The sequence below is a fragment of the Pannonibacter sp. CBAS1226 genome (assembly GCF_055685825.1).
This window is the reverse complement of record NZ_JBVOUO010000007.1, coordinates 208,559-227,743: the sequence shown is the minus strand read 5'-3', so window position 1 is coordinate 227,743 and position 19,185 is coordinate 208,559. Positions and strand designations below refer to the sequence as shown.

Here is a 19,185-nt window from a genome sequence, read left to right as displayed (position 1 = left end):
CGGCGTCCGAGTAACCCGGAGGTTCCGATGCCTGAAATGTCCGCCGCGCTTCTGCCTGCTGCGCTTCTCTCTGCCGCGTCCCATGGCGTGATTGCCGTTGCTGGCGCTGCCGGGCTGCTGGCTCTCGTGGCCTCCGTGGCTGCGCTGCGTCCTGTGCTGCGGCGGAGCCGCCGTCCCCATCCGCTGCCGCGCCTGGCTGAGCTTTCCGGTCTTGCGGCCTTTCTTCTGGCGCTGGCGGCTCTGGCCGGTTTCCTGATCACGGGTCCGCAGCAGGTCATCGTGCAGACGGGACATCCGCTGGCGGATCTGTTCATGCCCGGTCTGCGGCTGGATGCGGTGTCGGTCACCATGCTGGTGCTGGTCAGCTTCATCGGCTGGATCGTGCTGCGCTACTCGCGGACCTATCTCGACGGCGAAGCGCGGCAGGGGGCCTTTACGGGCTGGCTGTGCCTGACGCTGGCGGCCGTGATCCTGCTCGTCTCTGCCGCGACGCTGGCGCAGATCTGGCTTGCCTGGGTGATGGCCAGCCAGTCGCTGATGCAGCTGTTGCGGTTCTATCCGGAGCGGCCGGGTGTCACCAAGGTGCTGGCGAAGAAGCGGCTGAGCGCCTGGACGGGCGATGCGGTACTGCTGGCCGGTGTGCTCGCGCTGGGCTTCACCTATGGCACGGGTGACATCGCGGCCATTCTGGCTGAGGCCCGGATGGGCGAAGGCGGCACGCTGGCGGTCGCGGCGGCTGCACTCATTGCTCTGGCCGCCTGCCTCAAGTCGGCGCAGTTCCCGCTGCACGGCTGGCTGACGGAAGTGATGGAAGCCCCCACCCCGGTGTCGGCCCTGCTGCATGCGGGCGTCATCAATGCGGGCGGTTTCCTGCTGGTGCGCTTTGCCGATGTGATGCTGCTCAGCCCCGGTGTGCTGGCACTGCTGGTGGTGATCGGCGGCTTCACGGCGCTCTTCGGCGCGCTGGTAATGCTGACCCAGCCTCTGGTGAAGACGGCGCTCGCCTGGTCCACCGTGGCGCAGATGGGCTTCATGGTCCTGCAGTGCGGTTTCGGTCTGTTCCATCTGGCGCTGCTGCACATCGTGGCCCATTCGCTCTACAAGGCCCACGCCTTCCTCTCCTCGGGCACGGCGGTGGAAGCGGTGACCGCAGCCTCCCGGCCGGGGCCGGTGGCCGTGCCGGAAGCCAAAGCCGTGGCGCGGGCCTTTGCGCTGGCGGTGGGTGTCTATGCCCTGGCGGCTGCGGCCTTCGGCTGGGCGGACAAGCCGCCGCAGGCGCTGGCCCTCGGTGTCATCCTCATCTTCGGCGTCGCCTATCTGATGGCGCAGGGGCTGGCAGGTGCCGCGCCGCGCGGGCTGATGCTGCGCACGATTGCCGCTTCGCTGGCAACCGCGGCTGCCTACTTCGCCTTCCACGGCGTTGCCGCAGCCATCTACGGCGGCACGCTGCCGCCGGTGCCGCAGCCCGGCCCGCTGGAAATGGCTCTGCTGCTGCTGTCACTGGCAACTTTCGGTGTGATCGCGGTGACGCAGGCGATGTTCCCGCTCTGGGCGGCGCATCCGGCTGCAGCAGGCCTCAGGGTGCATCTCGCCAACGGGCTTTACGTCAATGCGCTGCTGGACCGCTGGCTGGCCCGGCCCGCCTTACGCTCCTGACCTGCTGACCTCATTTGTCCTTTTCTCCGAACGGGAGACCTGAAATGACCCTGCACATGCATCCGGCTGCAGCCGCCTCTCTTGGTGATACGCTTCCCGCCCTGCCGCTTGCCACCGTTATGGAGGCCGCACAGGCCGCCCAGCGGCAGATCCCGCCCGCCTTCCCGCTGGCGGCAACCGTCGCCGTCAATCCCTTCCTCGGCCAGACGGGCATGACCCTTGCCCAGACGGCTGCAAAGCTGGCCCGGCTGGCCGGTGTGCGCATCACTCCGCCCCGCAGCGTCTTTGCCGCCAAGCTGGCGGCGGGTGATCTGACACGGGAAGACATCGCACAGGCACTTGCGGCAAGCCCTGAGCCGCTGGCTTTCGATGCCGGCGCGGTCATCGCCCGGCTGAATGCCGAGCCGTCCGCACCCCAGGCTCTGCCCACCGTTGCGGCACTTGCCACGGCGCTGGGGGACTGGGATTTCGAGGCGCTGGTGACCGACCGGATGGGCGCATTCTGTGCCGCGCTGTTCGATGAGGGCCAGGCACTCTGGCCGCTGGCAAAGGGCCGTTCGGTCTATGCAGGCTGGCAGATGAACGGCTCGCATGACCTGACGCCCGAAATCATGGGGCTGAGCGGCTTTGGCGCCTTCGTGGCGGCCGCACCGGATACGGCGCAGGGCGCACTCCTGCGGGCCGTGACGACGCTGGGTCTGACGGGTGAGGCGCTGGAAAGCTATTTCCATCAGCTGCTGCTCGGTCTTGGCGGCTGGGCGCAGGCCGCCCGCTACCGGCTGTGGGAGGCAGAGCTTTCCGGTGGCACGGATGCAACGCTTCTCGACCTCTTGGCCATCCGGCTCGTATGGGAAGAGGCACTGTTCCTGCATCTGGCCGGGCAGGGCATCAAGGGAGAGGCTGCCTTGCTGAAGTGGCGGCAGACGGCTGCTGCCCATGCGCAGCCTGTCCTGCCTGCCGAAGACATGATCATCGACGCGGTGCTGCAGGAAGCATCGGAGCGGGCCACGCAGCGCAAGCTTTCAGGCAAGCTGGCCGCCCGCAAGACGCCGCTTGCCGCCAGCGCCGTGCAGAGGCCCGCCGTGCAGGCAGCCTTCTGCATCGACGTGCGTTCGGAAGTGTTCCGGCGGTCGCTGGAATCGCTTGATCCTGCCATCCGGACCCTTGGCTTTGCGGGCTTTTTCGGCATCGGCACCAGCCACCGGGGCTTTGCCTCAAGCCGGGCGGAAAAGCGGTTGCCCGTGCTCCTGCAGCCGGCCCGGTTCTCCTGCTCAACGCCGGTTGGACAGGAAGAGGCAGACAGGAACACCCGGATTGCGGCGCGTGCAAAGCGGGCCTTTGGCAGGTTCCGGCAGGCGGCTGTGTCATCCTTTGCCTTTGTCGAGGCGGCAGGTCCGCTCTATGCGGCCAAGCTGGTCAAGGATGCGCTGCTGCCGGCAAAGGCTGCGGCTGACGCCACGCCAGCACCCCGGTTTGACCCGCCGCTGGCGCCGGATCAGGCGGTTGCCACGGCGGCCACCGTGCTGCGGGCCATGTCGCTGACGCAAGGCTTTGCCCGGATCGTGCTGATTGCGGGCCATGGCTCGGATGTGCGCAACAACCTGCATTCCAGCGCCCTGCAATGCGGCGCCTGCGGCGGCCATTCCGGTGAGGTCAACGCCCGGCTTCTGGCATCTCTGCTGAACGACCCGGCTGTGCGGGAAGGGCTGACCGCTGAGGGCATCGCCGTTCCTGAGGACACCCTGTTCCTCGCCGGACTGCATGACACCGCCTCTGATGGCGTCACCCTTTATGATGGCGATGTGGATGCATCTGCCCATGCGCAGGATCTGGCGCAGCTGAAGGACTGGCTGGCATCGGCCGGGGCGCTGGCGCGGGCGGAACGGGCAGAGAAGCTGCCGGGGGCTGATCGGCAGCAGGCGATGGGCGCAAGGGCGCGGGACTGGTCGCAGACCCGGCCCGAATGGGGCCTCGCAGGCTGCGCCGCCTTCATCGCCGCCCCGCGCCAGCACAGCGCCGGGGCTGATCTCGGGGGACGGGTGTTCCTGCACGACTATGTGGCGGCCAAGGACGACGGCTTCCGGGTGCTGGAATTGATCCTCACCGCTCCGGTCGTCGTCGCAAGCTGGATCAGTCTGCAATATTACGGCTCGGCCGTGGTGCCGCAGCTTTTCGGCGCGGGCAACAAGCTGCTGCACAATGCCGCTGGCGGCATGGGTGTGGTGGAAGGCAACGGCGGCCTGCTGCGCACCGGCCTCACCTGGCAGTCGGTGCATGACGGGGAAAAGCTGATGCACGAGCCGCTGCGGCTGACCGTGATGGTGGAAGCACCGGAGCACGCCGTGCTGGACATCCTCTCCCGCCATCCCGGCGTGCGGGCCCTGTTCGACCAGCGCTGGCTGCATCTGCTGCTGCTGGATGATGAGGGCAAGCCGGTCAGCCGCTATGCTGGCGGGCTGAGCTTTTCGCCGCTGGGGTGAGGGGCTTTCCCGTTCGCAAGGCACGGCTTTTCAGCAACTCTCGCCTTAAGGGGCAGTGCTTCTTCCGGGCTGTCAGTCAGACACCAGTTCCTCTCCCCCCTTGAGGGGGAGATGCCCCCGGCAGGGGGCAGAGGGGGGTATCTGACTATCCGCTTGTTACGAGAGTTCCTGCTGTGCTGCGCCGCCGCTACCCCCCTCTGTCAGCTTGCGCTGACATCTCCCCCTCAAGGGGGGAGAGGGGCGCTGCGGCTTTTTAGGGAGGCAGCTCTCCGTCTCACCAGACGAGCAGATTCAGTCCTCTTGGGTCCTTCCCCTCACGTCCCGCAGAACGTGCGGTAGGGGCCGAAGGTGGAGGGGGCGGGTTCGGCGTAGGGCTCAAGGCCGGGGCGCTCGGTGAAGGGCCGGGAGATAACTTCTACCAGCTTGTCGAAGGGCTCAAGGTCGCCCTCTGTGGCGGCGGCGAGGGCCTCTTCCACCTTGTGATTGCGCGGGATGTAGATGGGGTTCACCGCTTCCATCGCAGCCCGGCGCTGTGCGGGCGCCATGCTGTCGCGGGCAAGGCGTGCCGTGTAGGCCTGCGCAAAATCTGTGATGCGTTCCGTGCGACCGAAGAACGGGGCGAGGGCGGCCTCGCCCTCAGCCTCGAAGCGGCAAAGAGCGCGGAAGGTGCCGGTGAAATCCGCCGCATGCTGGCCCAGGGCGCCCTGCGGCGTGCTCATGGCGGCAAGCAGCGATTTCACCAGGGCGTCGTCGCCCTCTTCGCTGGAGGCAAGGCCAAGCTTCGCCCGCGCGCCATTGATCCAGGCGGTCTGGAAATGCTCCGCATAGCCGTTGACGCAGGCGCCGGCCTTCTCGATGGCGGCATCTTCATCATCGCCCATCAGCGGCAGAAGAGCCTCGGCGAGGCGGGCAAGGTTCCACTGGGCGATGGCCGGCTGGTTGCCATAGGCGTAGCGGCCATGGGTGTCGATGGAGCTGAACACGGTCCTGAGGTCATAGCCTTCCATGAAGGCGCAAGGGCCGTAGTCGATGGTCTCGCCCGAAATGGTCATGTTGTCGGTGTTCATCACACCGTGGATGAAGCCAACGAGCATCCATTGCGCCACCAGAAAGGCCTGCCGCCGGACCACGCGGTCCAGCAGGCCAAGCGCAGCCTCGGGCGTCACCTTGCCATCCGGAGCAAGGCCGGGGTCGTGGCGGGCGATGGTATGGGCGGCAAGCTTCGTCAGCCGGACCACGTCCCCCCGCGCGGCAAAGAACTGGAACGTGCCCACCCGGATGTGGCTTGAAGCCACCCGCGCCAGCACGGCGCCGGGCAGAACCCTGTCGCGCAGCACCGGTGCCCCGGTCGCGACGGCCGCCAGCGCCCGCGTCGTGGGGATGCCGAGGGCATGCATGGCTTCGCCGATGACATATTCCCGCAGCACCGGCCCCACGGCAGCCTTGCCGTCCCCGCCGCGGGAAAAAGGCGTCTGGCCGGAGCCTTTCAGATGCAGGTCAAAGCGCCTGCCATCCGGGTCGAGGATTTCCCCCAGCAGCAGCGCCCGGCCATCGCCCAGCTGCGGCGAGAAGCCGCCGAACTGATGCCCGGCATAGGCCTGCGCCAATGGGGACGCCCCTTCCGGCGCCACGGAGCCGGAGAAGATCTGTGCCCCTTCGTCACCGGCCAGCCGCACCGCATCCAGCCCCAGCGCTCTGGCCAGATCCTTGTTGAATTTCAGCATCCGGGGTGCAGGCGCAGGCGCGCCGTTCCAGGCCACATAGAGGCCTTCAAGCTCGCGGGCGTAGCTGTTGTCGAAACGGAAAAGCGGCTCGGTCATCGGTATTCCGGCAATGCGGCCCGGCGGGCGTGGAGAAACAGGCTGGAGCGGGGGGCACCGAAGCGGCGCCCGCCGCGGAAAATCAGTCCGCCGCCGGGCGGCGGGGCAAGACCCAGTTGGGCCGGGGATAATGGCAAGTATATCCATTCGGGTAACGTAAAAGATAGTCCTGATGTTCCGGCTCGGCTTCCCAAAAGTCACCGGCAGGTTCGATCTCCGTTACCACCTTCCCCGGCCAGATGCCCGATGCATTGACATCTTTGACAGTGTCGATCGCCGTCTGCTTCTGCTCATCACTCAGATAATAGATGGCCGAACGGTAGGACATGCCCACGTCATTGCCCTGCCGGTTGGGGGTGGTGGGGTCGTGGATCTGGAAAAAGAACTCCAGAATCCGCCGGTAGCTGATCTGCTGCGGGTCGAAAATGATCTCGATCCCTTCCGCATGGGTGCCGTGATTGCGGTAGGTGGCATTGGGCACATCGCCGCCCGTGTAGCCGACACGGGTGGAGATGACACCCGGCAGCTTGCGGATCAGATCCTGCATGCCCCAGAAGCAGCCGCCTGCGAGAATGGCTGTCTCTGTCATCGTCAGATCTCCTCCACCTGGTCGAGATAGGCGCCATAGCCCTCCCGCTCCATGTCATCCCTGTGCACGAAGCGCAGGGAGGCCGAGTTGATGCAATAGCGCAGGCCGCCCCGGTCACGCGGGCCGTCGGGGAACACGTGCCCCAGATGGCTGTCGCCATGGGCGGAGCGCACCTCGGTGCGGATCATGCCGTGGGACGCGTCATGCAGTTCGGCCACGTTGGCCGGTTCGATCGGCTTGGTGAAGCTCGGCCAGCCGCAGCCGGATTCATACTTGTCCGAGGAGGCAAACAGCGGCTCGCCGGAGACGATGTCCACGTAGATGCCCGGCTCCTTGTTATAGAGATATTCGCCCGTGCCCGGCCGCTCGGTGCCGTTCTGCTGCGTCACGCGGTATTGTTCGGGCGTCAGCTTTGCAATGGCATCTGCCGACTTCTCGTATCGTGTCATGGATGAACTCCTGAATGTCAGGCGGGAGAGGGGTGCCTTCTCAAGGCCTCGGATGCAATATGGAGTGTCCCGCCCCGCTTGCCCAGCCCGTGGCCAGCCGTGCACCGGAATGTGAGGGGCTGCCGGCCTGCCGGATGGCGCTGCCGCGGGAGAAGCGCAGCTTTCCGCTTGCCAAAGCGGCGGGCGGTTTGCAGGGTGGCGGGATGATGCAAGATGATCCCTCCGCCACCGCCTCCGAAACCTCTCCGGCTCCAGCGGGCGAGCCCTGGCCGCGCCTCAGGCTGCGGCTGGTCTTCGGCAATGACGCGATGCTGGGGCCGGGCAAGGCCGAACTTCTGGAATTCATCCGCGAGGAAGGCTCGATTGCCGGGGCCGGGCGGCGCATGGGCATGAGCTACAAGCGCGCCTGGCAGCTGGTGGAGCATCTCAATGCGGCCTTCCGCGAGCCGCTGGTGGACAGTGCCCGCGGCGGGGCAAGGGGCGGCGGTGCGCGGCTGACGGAGGCCGGGGAGCTGGTTCTGGCGAATTATCACCGGCTGGTGGAGCGGCTCGCACAGGAAGGCGCGCCCGAGATCGATGCCATATGCGCCCTGCTGAGGGATATTCCCGGCGAGAAATAACGCTTGCCTCAAGGGGTGAGCTTTGCGATATTTCCTGCTGAACATATCGGTGGGCGGTTGACTGCCGCCTTTTGCCTGTCAGGGAGAGACGCATGACCATCCATCTTCGCCGCAGCAAGGCGGGGCGCCTGCGTGGTGCCATGCTCACCGTGGCCGCCGTTGCGGCCCTGTCTCTCTCCAGCCTTGCGGCACAGGCGCAGGAGGTGACGGTGTTTGCGGCTGCCTCCCTCAAGACGGCGCTGGACCGGATCGTGGCGGAGTATCAGGCCGGCGGCGGCGCGTCTGTCGTGGTGTCCTATGCGGGCAGCTCGGCGCTGGCCAAGCAGATTGAGCAGGGGGCGCCGGCGGATATCTTCATCTCGGCCAGCACGGACTGGATGGATACGCTCGACAAGGCAGGCCTCATCAAGGCGGGCAGCCGGTCGGATCTGCTTGGCAACACGCTGGTGCTCGTGGCTCACGGCGGTGATGCGCCGAAGGTGGAGATCACTTCCGCGCTGGACCTCTCCGGCATGATCGGCGATGGCAAGCTGGCCATGGCGCTGGTGGACAGCGTTCCCGCAGGTGTCTATGGCAAGGCGGCACTGACCTCACTGGGCCTGTGGGCCTCGGTCGAGCCCAAGGTGGCACAATCGGACAATGTGCGTGCCGCCCTTGCGCTCGTTGCCACCGGCGAAGCGCCTTTCGGCATCGTCTACAGCACCGATGCAGCGGCTGACGAAAAGGTCAGCATCGTGGGCACCTTCCCGCAAGGCAGCCATGCGCCTATTGTCTATCCGGCAGGCCTCACCGCGCAGGCCCGTGACGGGGCAGAGGCCTTTCTCACCTATCTGAAGGGGGAGAAGGCCAGCGCCGTGTTCGAGGCAGAAGGCTTCACGGTTCTGGCACGATAAAGGGCCGGTGCAGATGATGGGCAGGCGGAGTTGAGATGACGGAATGGCTTGGCCCCGAGGAGTGGCGCGCTGTCGCGCTCTCCGTGCAGGTTTCCTTCTGGGCCACACTGCTCAGCCTGCCTTTGGGCCTTGCCACCGCCTTTGCGCTGGCGCGGGGGCGGTTTTATGGGCGGCAGCTGCTCAATGGCCTTGTACATCTGCCGCTGATCCTGCCGCCGGTCGTCACCGGCTATCTGCTGCTCATCACCTTTGGCCGCAGGGCCCCGGTGGGAAGCTTTCTGGAGGAAACCTTCGGCTTGGTCTTCGCTTTCCGCTGGACCGGTGCGGCGCTCGCGGCAGCCGTCATGGCCTTTCCGCTGATGGTGCGGGCCATGCGCCTGTCCATCGAGGCGGTGGATGTGAAGCTGGAAGAGGCGGCCTCAACGCTGGGGGCCTCGCGCCTCTGGGTGTTCCTCACCGTTACCCTGCCGCTGATCCTGCCCGGCATCATCGCCGGGGCGATCCTCGCCTTTGCCAAGGCGATGGGAGAGTTTGGCGCCACCATCACCTTTGTCTCCAACATTCCCGGCCAGACGCAGACGCTGCCTTCCGCCATCTATGCCTTCCTGCAGGTGCCGGGCGGCGAGACTTCCGCCTTCCGGCTGGTGCTCGTCTCCATCGCCATCGCCATGGCGGCGCTGCTTCTGTCCGAATTCGTGTCCGCACGGGTCGCCCGCAGGATTTCCGGCCGATGACGCTTGAAGTTTCCATCCGCCACGGCTTTCCGGGTTTCTCGCTGGATGCAGCCTTCACCGGCAGCGCCGGGGTGACGGCGCTGTTTGGCCGTTCCGGTTCGGGCAAGACGACGCTGGTGCAGGCGGTTGCCGGCCTTTTGCACCCGGATGCCGGCCATGTGCGGCTGAATGGGGAGGTTCTGTGGGACAGTGCTTCGGGCATCTTCATCCCGCCGCACCGGCGCCGCATCGGCTATGTGTTTCAGGAAGGCCGTCTGTTTCCGCATCTCACCGTCCGGCAGAACCTGCTCTATGGCCATGCCTTCAACGGCGGTGGCAGGCCGGTGGATCTGGAGCGGATCGTTGATTTGCTGGGCATCGCGCCATTGCTTGCCCGCCGCCCGGCGGCACTTTCGGGCGGTGAAAAGCAGCGGGTGGCGATCGGCCGGGCGCTGCTCTCCCGCCCGCGTCTCCTGCTGATGGACGAGCCGCTGGCCGCTCTGGACGACGCGCGCAAGGCCGAGATCCTGCCCTATCTGGAGCGGCTGACGCAGACCAGCGATGTGCCGGTGCTCTATGTCAGCCACTCGCTGGCTGAGGTGACAAGGCTTGCCTCCCACGTGGTGCTTCTGGAGGACGGCCGCGTGCGCCATGCCGGAACGCCGGGCGCTGTTCTGGCTGATCCGCAGTCCCTTTCCGCCCTCGGGCCTTCCGGCGCCGGTGCTTTGCTGGAGGGAATTGTTCGCGCCCATACGGAGGATGGACTGACGGAGGTTGGCCTGCCCGATGGGGAAGGGGGCGAAAGCCGCCTCCTGCTGCCGCGCCTCTCCGCCGGTCCGGGTGAGCCTGTGCGGCTGCGCATCGAGGCGGAGGATATCCTGATCTCCCGTCAGGTGCCGCAGGGCCTGTCGGCTCTCAACGTGCTGCCGGCCAAGGTGACTGGTCTGACACCGGCCCAGACCGGCAGCCTGCTGGTGCAACTGGTCTGCGGCCCGCATCTGTTCCTCGCCCGGATCACCGCCCGCTCCGCTACCAGCCTGCAACTGGCGCCGGATGTGCCTTGCTTCATGGTGCTGAAATCCGTCGCGGTGATCGCGGGCGGACAGATAGGCAGGCTTGCGGATGACGGCCGGTAGGCCGGTCAGTCTTCCTCCGGTGGGCAGATGACCAGCTGTGTTCCCGAGGCTTCCAGCACGGGAACCAGCGCGTCCGGGATGGGGCCATCGCAGACCACATGGCTGAGGTGGCTGAGGTGCCCGCCGCGCACATGGGCAACGCGGCCGAACTTGCTCTGGTCCAGCACCAGCAGGGAATTGCGGCAATTGGCAAGGATCGCCTGCCGCGCCGCCACTTCCTCTTCGGTGAAGTCCAGCAGCGTGCCGTCTTCATCCACGCCGCCGACGCCGAAGATGCCGTAGTCCACCTTGTAGCTGGCGAAGAAGTCCTGGGTCACCGTGCCCAGCACGTCCCTGTCGCCCGAACGCAGGCGCCCTCCGGCGATGGTGACATGAAAGCCGGGGTTCTCCGAGGCTGTCACCGCCACATAGAGATTGTTGGTGAAGATGTGCAGCCCTTCATGGCGCACCAGTTCCTGCATGACGAGTTCCGGCGTGGTGCCGATGGAAAAGGCAAGCGAGGCCCCGTCGGGGATCATGCTGGCGACCATGCGGGCGATGCGGCGCTTCTGCGGCAGGTTCATGATGCGGCGGGTGCTGTAATGCACATTGCCGCCCGGCACGGGCGGTTCCACCCCGCCGTGGGTGCGCCGCAGGATGCCCATTTCGCACAGCCGGTTCACATCGCGCCGGATGGTCTGGGTCGTCACGTCAAAGCGTTCGGCAAGGCTCTCCACCGACATGAAGCCATGGCTCTGCACCAGATCGGCAATCTCCGATTGCCTGTTGCTTAAGTCCTGCTGACCGAGCATATTCGCACCACCACTCTGGTTGCCGCCCGCTCTTCCGGGGTCAGGCCTCAAGCCATTGCCGTCTTTCGGCTGACTGTGCACCGGGCGGTTCCTCTCCCATAGTCCGCTCATATGAACCGCTGGCGACGTTCATATGAACATAAGATGACAGCTGCCTGCCTGCAATCCATCCAATTGCGGAGATGGAATCCCTTTGACCCGGCCCCGAAAGCCGCGCACTCTTGACCTTGCGTCTGGTTACAAAATAGCCGCCGCTGCGCAAATAATCACCTTGACCTTGGGGCCGCAGGTTCCCTAGGCTTTTTTGACCAAATGGTCAGGTGACGACAAGAAGATGGCCCGGCAAACGGGCCCGGAGGGGGAGGCGAAGGATATGGGGGGACCCGCCACCGGAAACCGGCTGGCAGTCTTCACGCCGCCACGCCTGCTCCCGCATGACACTTCCAGAGACCGGGGCTTCAGCTCCGGGCATGCAAGAGGAGAAGGGGAATGGCGCATTTCGCAGTAAAGGCCCTCGCCGCCGCCACCATGCTGGCAGGAGCCCTCACCACGGGCGCGGCCCATGCGGCGGACCAGCTGACGCTGCAGCTCAAGTGGGTGACGCAGGGCCAGTTCGCGGGCTACTACGTGGCCAAGGACAAGGGTTTCTACGAGGCTGAAGGCCTTGATGTCACCATCAAGCCGGGCGGTCCGGACATTGCCCCGCCGCAGGTGATCGCCGGTGGGGGTGCCGACGTCATCATCGACTGGATGCCCTCTGCCCTCGCCTCGCGCGAGAAGGGCGTGCCGCTCGTCAACATCGCCCAGCCGTTCAAGAAGTCCGGCATGATGCTGACCTGCCGCAAGGAAACCGGCATCACCTCTCCCGAGGATTTCAAGGGGCGCACGCTGGGGGTCTGGTTCTTCGGCAACGAATATCCGTTCCTGTCGTGGATGAGCCAGCTGAACATGCCCACGGCAGGCGGGGCTGATGGCGTCACCGTGCTGAAGCAGGGCTTCAACGTGGATCCGCTGCTGCAGAAGCAGGCCGACTGCATCTCCACCATGACCTACAATGAATACTGGCAGGTGATCGATGCCGGCATTCCGGCAGATGATCTGGTGGTCTTCAAATATGAGGATCAGGGCGTCGCCACGCTGGAAGACGGGCTCTATGTGCTGGAAGCCAGCCTGAACGACCCGGCCATGGTGGACAAATACGCCCGCTTCGTGCGCGCTTCCATGAAGGGCTGGGCCTATGCGGCCGAGAATCCGGATGAAGCCGCCGAGATCGTGCTGGAAAACGATGCGACCGGTGCCCAGACCGAAAAGCACCAGAAGCGCATGGTCGGCGAAGTGGTGAAGCTGGTGGATGGCTCCGACGGCAAGCTCGACATGGAGGCTTACGAGCGCACCGTGAAGTCGCTGCTCTCCGGCGGCTCCGACCCGGTGATCACCAAGGAGCCCTCTGGCGCCACCACCACGGTCGTGACCGACAAGCTCTGATCCGGCAACCGGCTCACAAAGACAGAACGGGCGGCGCTTCGCCGCCCGTTTTCGTTCCTGGTTCCCTTTCCGGCCTGCGCGAAAATCCCCACATCAGGCCGGGACCTTCGGCAATCTGTCGCAATCTGCGTGTAGTTTGCCGGCATCAAGGGGCGGCGCAGCCGCCGGATCTGGAGACGGGACGGTCATGGACGACAATCGGGATATCAGCTGGGCGCAGGCGGAGTGGCTGGACAGCCTGGACGAAGAGCTGGAAATGGAGATCGACGACCAGCTCATGTCGCCGGAACTGGCCCGTGAACTCGCCTTCATTTCCGATCTGAAGCACAAGTCGACGGTGGAGCGGCAGGTCTATTTCCACGAGCTGCTGCGCCTTCAGGCCGAGCTGGTGAAAATGCAGGACTGGGTGCAGCACACCGGCTACAAGCTCGTGGTTCTGTTCGAAGGCCGCGATGCCGCCGGCAAGGGCGGCGTGATCAAGCGCATCACCCAGCGGCTGAACCCGCGCGTCGCCCGCGTCGTGGCGCTGCCTGCCCCGACCGAGCGCGAAAAGAGCCAGTGGTATTTCCAGCGCTATGTGCCGCATCTGCCGGCTGCCGGCGAAATGGTGATGTTCGACCGCTCCTGGTACAACCGCTCCGGCGTCGAGCGCGTCATGGGCTTTGCCAGCTATGATCAGGTGGAGGAATTCTACCACGACGTACCCGAGTTCGAGCGTATGCTGGTGCGCTCCGGCATCAAGCTGGTGAAATACTGGTTTTCCATCACCGATCAGGAGCAGCAGCTGCGCTTCCTGATGCGCATCCATGATCCGCTGAAGCAGTGGAAGCTGTCGCCCATGGACCTGCAGTCCCGGGTGCGCTGGGAGGCCTATACCAAGGCCAAGGAAGAAACCTTCGCCCGCACCAACATTCCCGAGGCGCCCTGGTTCATCGTCGAAGGCAACGACAAGAAGGCGGCGCGGCTCAACTGCATCTCGCACCTTCTGTCCATGGTGCCTTACGAGGAGATCCCGCATGATCCGGTTAAGCTGCCGGACCGCGTGTTCAACCCGGATTACGAGCGCATGACGCTGCCGGAAGAGCTTTACGTGCCCAAGCGTTACTGAGAGTGTGACGCAGTCTGGGCAGGTTTTTCAGCTCATGACTCTGGCCTTCTGCAGCAAAGCCTGACAATCTGCGGCTCCCGTCTTTCCGTTCCTCCGCAGCTGCCGGAGGAACGGCTTTCCATACGTTGAGGAGCGTAACTCATGTCTCTGGTTTCACGGCCCATCCGCTGGGGTGTCCTGTCCACTGCCAAGATTGCCCGTGAAAAGGTGATCCCCGGCATCCGTGCCTCGCATACCGGCTCACTGGTGGCCATTGCCTCGCGCGATGCGGCCAAGGCGCAGGAAACCGCAGACCAGCTCGGCATTCAGGTGGCGCACGGCAGCTACGAGGCGCTGCTGGCGGACCCGAACATCGACGCCATCTACAATCCGCTGCCGAACCACCTGCATGTGCCGCTGACCCTTGAGGCTGCCCGGGCGGGCAAGCACGTCCTGTGCGAAAAGCCGATGGCGCTGAACGCCGAAGAGGCGCGCCAGCTGCTCACCCTGCCGAAATCCGGCCCGCTGGTGGCCGAAGGCTTCATGGTGCGCTGGCATCCGCAGTGGCTGAAGGCGCGCGAGATCGTCCGTTCGGGCGAGCTGGGCGAGCTGCGGGCCATCCAGTCCTTCTTCAGTTACTTCAACGCCGACCCGGACAACATCCGCAACCGGGCCGACATCGGCGGCGGGGCGCTGCTGGATATCGGCTGCTATCCGATGGTGGCCGGGCGCTTCTTCTTCGAGGCCGAGCCTGTCCGCGTCATGTCGATGGTCGACCGGGATCCGGCTTTCGGCACGGACCGTCTTTCCAGCGGCATTCTGGATTTCGGCGGCGGCCGCCGTCTTGATTTCACCGTCGCCACCCAGCTTGCGCCCTATCAGCGCCTGCAGCTCGTGGGCACGAAGAAGCGGCTGGAAATCACCATCCCCTACAACGCCCCGCAGGGCGGGTCCGTCTCGCTGCTGCTGGATGATGGCGTCCAGTTCGCTGATGCCGGTGCGCAGCGCATCGAGGTTGAGCCTGCCGATCAATACGCCGAACTCATCGACGCCTTCGGCCTGGCCATCCTCGGCGAAGCCCCGTTCCCTTACGGCCCCGAAGACGCCATCCAGAACATGGTCATCCTCGACGCGTTGTTTGCATCGGACAAGGCGGGGGCTTGGGTGAAGGTGTGAGGTTGAGAGACCCGGGCGGGCATGAGGCCGCCGGCAAACCTGTAGCCCCTCCATCGTCATCCTCGGCCTTGTGCCGAGGATCTAAACAAATCAATGGTTTGCAGATGGCCGGGACAAGCCCGGCCATGACGAAAGAGAAGGAAGCATGTGTTGCCGGAGATTCCGCTGCACGGAGTGCAGAGCGGTAACGGCGGTTTGACTGGCCTGAAAAAATGGTGATCCCGACAGGATTCGAACCTGTGACCCTCAGATTAGGAATCTGATGCTCTATCCTGCTGAGCTACGGGACCAGCCGGGAATGCGCATAGCATGATTTGCGGGCGAGGGCGAGAGTGTGTGTGGCGGGAAATGTGGTGGCAGGGGGCTGTTGACAATCCATTGTCAGGGGGCGCCGCGGTGGGTGTGAATTGCGGGTGAAGCCGCAATGCGCACAAATCTTGTGCCTTTTCCGCCATTTATGAGCCGCAATCATCCCCTATGCGACAGGGGTGCCAGACCGGGATATTCCTCACCTGGCTGTGGCTTGCCGGGCCTGCAGGGCTTTGGGCGGTTCGGGGCAGGTGGTTTCCGCTGGCTGGAGGGTGGATGCAGGCAAGTTCTGTGATGCGCAGGGCAAGAGGCCTTTGGGGCAGGGCGGGAAGCGCTGCCTTTGTGTGCGGGCTCGGATTGGTCCTCCCGCCCTTTGTCATGCCTGCTGCACGGGCGCAGGCCGCCGGCCTTCCCTCCGAACTGGCTTGCCATGGCAGTGCAGGCAAGGCCGAAGCCGTTCGCCTCGCCTCCATATCGGATAGCGGCGAACTGACCCTTGAAGATGGCCGCCGCATCGTGCTGGCGGGCGTCTGGCTGGCGCAGCCGGGCCGCGATGCCTTGCGGGACATGCTGGCGCCCGGCACCGGGCTGACAGTGCGTGACCTGGGGCCGGAAGACCGCTGGGTCCGCCGGTCCGCCCAGGTGGAGGCACCGGGCGGATGGCTGCAGGGGCGGCTTCTTTCCGATGGTTTTGCCTTCGTTCTGCCGCCCGTGAAGGCCCGTGGCAATGCGGCGCCGGCCATTTCCTCTGAGTGCCTGAGGGAACTCCAGCTTCGCGAAAGCGTTGCACGAAAGAAGCTTGGGGCGGACTGGGGCGAAGGGGTGCGGTTGCGCTCGGGCGATCTGGCCGGGCTTTCGGAGCGCACAGGGCTCTTCACGATCGTTGAAGGACCTGTTGTATCTCTTGGAAAAAGCGGCAAGACTCGCTATCTGAATTTTGGCCGTCACTGGTCTTCGGATTTCACAGTCACAATTGATGCTCGGCTGGATGCCGAACTGGCCGCCAAAGGGGTGCCGCCGGAGGCGCTGGAAGGGCGCTGGGTCCGGGTGAGGGGAATTTTGCAGGACAGGAACGGGCCTTTGCTGGAGGTGACCGATCCGGTCCAGATTGAAGCTTTTGCCAGGGACAGAGTGTCGGGCGGTGAATGAATTGCCGGTTGGAACAGTGCCAGTGAAGAACCAGTCTAGCCCGGTGCGTAAGGCGCTCCGCATCCTGCTGACGGCAGGCCTGATGGCCAGTCTCGCGGGCTGCCAGATGCTGGGCGGCAATTCGGCTTCTGTGGGCGTCGTGGCACCGGGCACGCTGCGGCCGGGCCTTGCGGCTGATATCGGCGCGCGTGAACATCCACGTGTGGTGGCGACCTATGGCGGCGTCTATCAGAACCCCGGCGCGGAGCGGGCTATTGCGGCTGTTGTCGGCCGTCTCGTGGCCGCTTCCGATGATCCGAGCCAGAGCTACCGCATCACCATCCTCAATTCTCCGGCGGTGAATGCCTTCGCCCTGCCGGGTGGCTATCTCTACATCACCCGCGGGCTGCTGGCGCTCGCCAATGACACGTCCGAGGCTGCGGCGGTGCTGGCCCATGAAATGGCGCATGTGACGGCGAATCACGCCATCCAGCGGCAGCAGAAGGCCGAGGCAACCGAGCTTGCCAACCGCGTTGTCAGCAATGTGGTGAAGGATCCGGAGAAGGTGAAAGAGGCGGTCATCTCCTCGCAGCTTTCCTTCGCCCGCTTCTCGCAGGCGCAGGAGCTGGAGGCGGACAAGATCGGCGTGCGCACGCTGGCCCGCGCCGGGTTTGACCCCTTTGCCGCTGCACGTTTCCTCAATTCCATGTCGGCCTTTGCGGCGCTCCAGAGCGCGCGCAAGGAAGGCTCTTCCGCGCCGGATTTCATTTCCTCGCATCCGAGCACGCCGGAGCGCATGAACCTTGCCGTCCAGGAGGCGCGCGCCATCAGCGCGCCGGGCATCGGCGAGCGTGACCGCACGGCCTATCTGTCGAACATCGACGGCATGCTGTTTGGTGATGATCCGCTGGAAGGCTTCGTGCGCGGGCGCGACTTCCTGCACAAGGCGCTTGGCATCGGTTTCTCGGTGCCGGCCGGCTATGTGCTGGAAAACTCGCCGGAGGCCGTGCTGGCCAGCAATGGCTCGGGCACGGCCATGCGCTTTGATGGGGCCGATCTGACCGGCTATGACAGCCTGCGCAGCTACATGAATGCGGGCTGGATCAACGGCCTCATTCCCGACAGCGTCAAGGAAACAACCATCAACGGCCTGCCGGCGGTGGTCGGCTCTGCGATCACGCAGGGCTGGTCCTTCCGCATCGCCGTGGTCCGCATCGGCCGCAATGGCTACCGCTTCATCTTCGCCAGCCGGGATCCGGGCGGGGCTTTCACCCGCGACTATGACCAGACGATCCAGAGCTTCCGCCAGCTGTCTCCGACAGAGCGGGCGCGGCTGCAGTCGCTGCGCATCAAGGTGGTGCAGAGCCGCGACGGCGATACGCCGCGCAGCCTCGCCATCGGCATGAGCGGCATCGAACCGTCGCGCCGGCTGGAGTTCTTCTCCGTGCTGAACGGCTTCCGCCCGGATGACGAGATCCCGGCAGGAACGTCGGTGAAGCTGGTGGTGGATTGAAGCGGGGTTGAGCTAAGCCTGAAACCGTGCTGCAGCGGGGGCCCATCCTCTTTGGCTTTCAATGCCTTATCCGGTGTCATCCCGGTTTGCCGCGTAGCGGCAAGACCGGGATCCAGTACTCCCTTTCTTCGCCGTAACGGTTTCAGAGAGTACTGGATCCCCGCCTGCGCGGGGATGACAGGCTTGGCTGGCAGGTAGAGGATGACCTCCGCGTGGGCCTCACGGCATCAGGGCCAGACGGTCCGGCTGGGCCTTGAGCAGGGCTTCTTTCAGCTTTTCCAGAGCCCGGTTCTCGATCTGGCGGACACGCTCCTTGGAGATGCCCATGGTCTGGCCAATCGCTTCCAGCGTGGCGCTTTCTTCCTTCAGGCGCCGCTCGCGCACGATCTGCCGTTCGCGCTCGGTGAGAACATTCATGGCGGAGCGGAGCCACTTGCGCTGGCGTTCGCCATCGATCTCGCCGCTCACCACTTCATCGGGAAGCGGCGCATCGGAGACGAGGAAGTCCTGCCGGTCGGCGCTGCTGCCTTCCGTATCTGACAGGGGCGCGTTGAGCGAGGTGTCGGGCCCCGAGAGACGGGCGCTCATCATGTCCACGTCGGCAATCTTCACGCCGATGGTTTCGGCGATCTGCCGGTGCATCTCACTTTCGTTGATGCCCTGCTGTTCGGCGCTGATCTTGGCGCGCAGACGGCGCAGGTTGAAGAAGAGCGACTTCTGCGTCGAGGAAGTTCCCCCGCGCACGATCGACCAGTTGCGCAGGATATAGTCCTGGATGGAGGCGCGGATCCACCATGTGGCATAGGTGGAGAAGCGGACCTCGCGCTCCGGCTCGAACCGGCCTGCGGCTTCCAGCAGGCCGACATGGCCTTCCTGGATCAGGTCATTCATCGGCAGGCCGAAGTTGCGGAAGCGGGCGGCCACGGCGATGACGAGACGCATATGCGAGAGGGACAGGCGGTCCAATGCGGCCTGATCCTGTTCATCCCGCCATTTGATGGCGAGCTGCTGTTCTTCCTCACGGCTAAGGTACGGCGCGTTGATGGCGGCCTTGACGATCTGACGCCGGGTGCTCATCGATGTACTCATGATGGCAGGCTCCCTGTTGCTTGTCGGATATGTTACGCCACTTGCGGCGGTCCAGATCAGCGTTTTCACCCGGTTTGGACGGTGGCGTGGCAGCCGGGGAATGCAGTGCCCGTCAGCGCGCCTCAGGCACGCAAAGCTGCGGGGGAGGGCAACTCCTTGCCCTGGATAGGCTTTTCGTTTGAGGGCTGCCTTTCGGCCTGCCCGCCGGGCCAGGTTTCTGGCACATTCTGACGCAGGCGCATCACGAAAAT

General features: G+C 65.1%; 16 protein-coding genes and 1 tRNA gene. 11 read left to right on the top strand and 6 right to left on the bottom strand.

What is annotated here, in order from left to right:
• The first annotated feature begins 27 nt into the window (after positions 1 to 27).
• Positions 28 to 1,656 carry a proton-conducting transporter transmembrane domain-containing protein gene (locus AC0CMF_RS19385; protein WP_472482425.1) on the top strand — a complete coding sequence of 543 codons (1,629 nt, stop codon included), beginning with the start codon at positions 28 to 30 and terminating at the stop codon, positions 1,654 to 1,656.
• A 44-nt stretch (positions 1,657 to 1,700) separates the two neighbouring features.
• Positions 1,701 to 4,136, top strand: a complete 2,436-nt coding sequence (locus AC0CMF_RS19380) for a YbcC family protein (RefSeq protein WP_472482424.1) — start codon at positions 1,701 to 1,703, stop codon at positions 4,134 to 4,136.
• A gap of 314 nt (positions 4,137 to 4,450) precedes the next feature.
• On the opposite strand, the gene AC0CMF_RS19375 is transcribed toward AC0CMF_RS19380, so the two are convergent.
• The 3 genes from AC0CMF_RS19375 to msrB form a co-directional block, all read right to left on the bottom strand.
• On the bottom strand, positions 4,451 to 5,956 hold the full coding sequence (locus AC0CMF_RS19375) for a protein adenylyltransferase SelO (RefSeq protein WP_374630194.1): 1,506 nt from the start codon (positions 5,954 to 5,956) through the stop codon (positions 4,451 to 4,453).
• A gap of 82 nt (positions 5,957 to 6,038) precedes the next feature.
• A complete protein-coding gene (msrA, locus tag AC0CMF_RS19370) occupies positions 6,039 to 6,545 on the bottom strand; it encodes a peptide-methionine (S)-S-oxide reductase MsrA (RefSeq protein WP_122522198.1) in 507 nt (168 codons plus the stop codon).
• A gap of 2 nt (positions 6,546 to 6,547) precedes the next feature.
• Positions 6,548 to 6,994 (bottom strand): peptide-methionine (R)-S-oxide reductase MsrB, encoded by a 447-nt coding sequence (msrB, locus tag AC0CMF_RS19365; protein ID WP_050472312.1) that lies wholly within the window; start codon positions 6,992 to 6,994, stop codon positions 6,548 to 6,550.
• A gap of 203 nt (positions 6,995 to 7,197) precedes the next feature.
• On the opposite strand from msrB, the gene AC0CMF_RS19360 reads away from it, so the two are divergent.
• The 4 genes from AC0CMF_RS19360 to modC all read left to right on the top strand — a co-directional run bounded on the left by AC0CMF_RS19360 (position 7,198) and on the right by modC (position 10,356).
• Positions 7,198 to 7,614 (top strand): winged helix-turn-helix domain-containing protein, encoded by a 417-nt coding sequence (locus AC0CMF_RS19360; RefSeq protein ID WP_374630195.1) that lies wholly within the window; start codon positions 7,198 to 7,200, stop codon positions 7,612 to 7,614.
• 92 nt (positions 7,615 to 7,706) lie between these two features.
• Complete coding sequence (modA, locus tag AC0CMF_RS19355) at positions 7,707 to 8,507, top strand: molybdate ABC transporter substrate-binding protein (protein ID WP_374630196.1); 801 nt, start codon at positions 7,707 to 7,709, stop codon at positions 8,505 to 8,507.
• Between the two features lie 35 nt (positions 8,508 to 8,542).
• Entirely contained in the window at positions 8,543 to 9,241 is a 699-nt protein-coding gene (modB, locus tag AC0CMF_RS19350) for a molybdate ABC transporter permease subunit (protein ID WP_374630197.1), read from the top strand.
• Positions 9,238 to 10,356: a molybdenum ABC transporter ATP-binding protein gene (gene modC / locus AC0CMF_RS19345; protein ID WP_374630198.1), complete on the top strand. Its 1,119-nt coding sequence runs from the start codon at positions 9,238 to 9,240 to the stop codon at positions 10,354 to 10,356. Before modB ends, modC begins: the two co-directional genes overlap by 4 nt.
• 5 nt (positions 10,357 to 10,361) lie before the next feature.
• Here the strand turns inward: modC and AC0CMF_RS19340 are convergent, their stop codons facing one another.
• Complete coding sequence (locus tag AC0CMF_RS19340) at positions 10,362 to 11,147, bottom strand: DeoR/GlpR family DNA-binding transcription regulator (RefSeq protein ID WP_050472316.1); 786 nt, start codon at positions 11,145 to 11,147, stop codon at positions 10,362 to 10,364.
• Between the two features lie 528 nt (positions 11,148 to 11,675).
• Between AC0CMF_RS19340 and AC0CMF_RS19335 the strand changes: the two genes are divergently transcribed.
• The 3 genes from AC0CMF_RS19335 to AC0CMF_RS19325 all read left to right on the top strand — a co-directional run bounded on the left by AC0CMF_RS19335 (position 11,676) and on the right by AC0CMF_RS19325 (position 14,895).
• Positions 11,676 to 12,632 carry an ABC transporter substrate-binding protein gene (locus AC0CMF_RS19335; protein ID WP_374630207.1) on the top strand — a complete coding sequence of 319 codons (957 nt, stop codon included), beginning with the start codon at positions 11,676 to 11,678 and terminating at the stop codon, positions 12,630 to 12,632.
• Positions 12,633 to 12,819: 187 nt separating this feature from the next.
• The gene (gene ppk2, locus AC0CMF_RS19330; protein WP_374630199.1) at positions 12,820 to 13,740 is read left to right on the top strand and encodes a polyphosphate kinase 2; all 921 of its coding nucleotides are present in this window, start codon (positions 12,820 to 12,822) and stop codon (positions 13,738 to 13,740) included.
• A gap of 141 nt (positions 13,741 to 13,881) precedes the next feature.
• Positions 13,882 to 14,895: a Gfo/Idh/MocA family protein gene (locus AC0CMF_RS19325; RefSeq protein WP_058898677.1), complete on the top strand. Its 1,014-nt coding sequence runs from the start codon at positions 13,882 to 13,884 to the stop codon at positions 14,893 to 14,895.
• Positions 14,896 to 15,108: 213 nt separating this feature from the next.
• On the opposite strand, the gene AC0CMF_RS19320 is transcribed toward AC0CMF_RS19325, so the two are convergent.
• Positions 15,109 to 15,185 (bottom strand) — tRNA-Arg (locus AC0CMF_RS19320).
• A gap of 397 nt (positions 15,186 to 15,582) precedes the next feature.
• On the opposite strand from AC0CMF_RS19320, the gene AC0CMF_RS19315 reads away from it, so the two are divergent.
• Both AC0CMF_RS19315 and AC0CMF_RS19310 read left to right on the top strand, forming a co-directional pair.
• On the top strand, positions 15,583 to 16,353 hold the full coding sequence (locus AC0CMF_RS19315; RefSeq protein ID WP_374630200.1) for a hypothetical protein: 771 nt from the start codon (positions 15,583 to 15,585) through the stop codon (positions 16,351 to 16,353).
• A 22-nt stretch (positions 16,354 to 16,375) separates the two neighbouring features.
• Positions 16,376 to 17,845, top strand: coding sequence for a M48 family metalloprotease (locus AC0CMF_RS19310; protein ID WP_472482423.1), 1,470 nt, complete (start codon positions 16,376 to 16,378; stop codon positions 17,843 to 17,845).
• Between the two features lie 219 nt (positions 17,846 to 18,064).
• Here the strand turns inward: AC0CMF_RS19310 and AC0CMF_RS19305 are convergent, their stop codons facing one another.
• The gene (locus AC0CMF_RS19305; RefSeq protein ID WP_050472322.1) at positions 18,065 to 18,934 is read right to left on the bottom strand and encodes an RNA polymerase factor sigma-32; all 870 of its coding nucleotides are present in this window, start codon (positions 18,932 to 18,934) and stop codon (positions 18,065 to 18,067) included.
• Positions 18,935 to 19,185 lie beyond the last annotated feature (251 nt).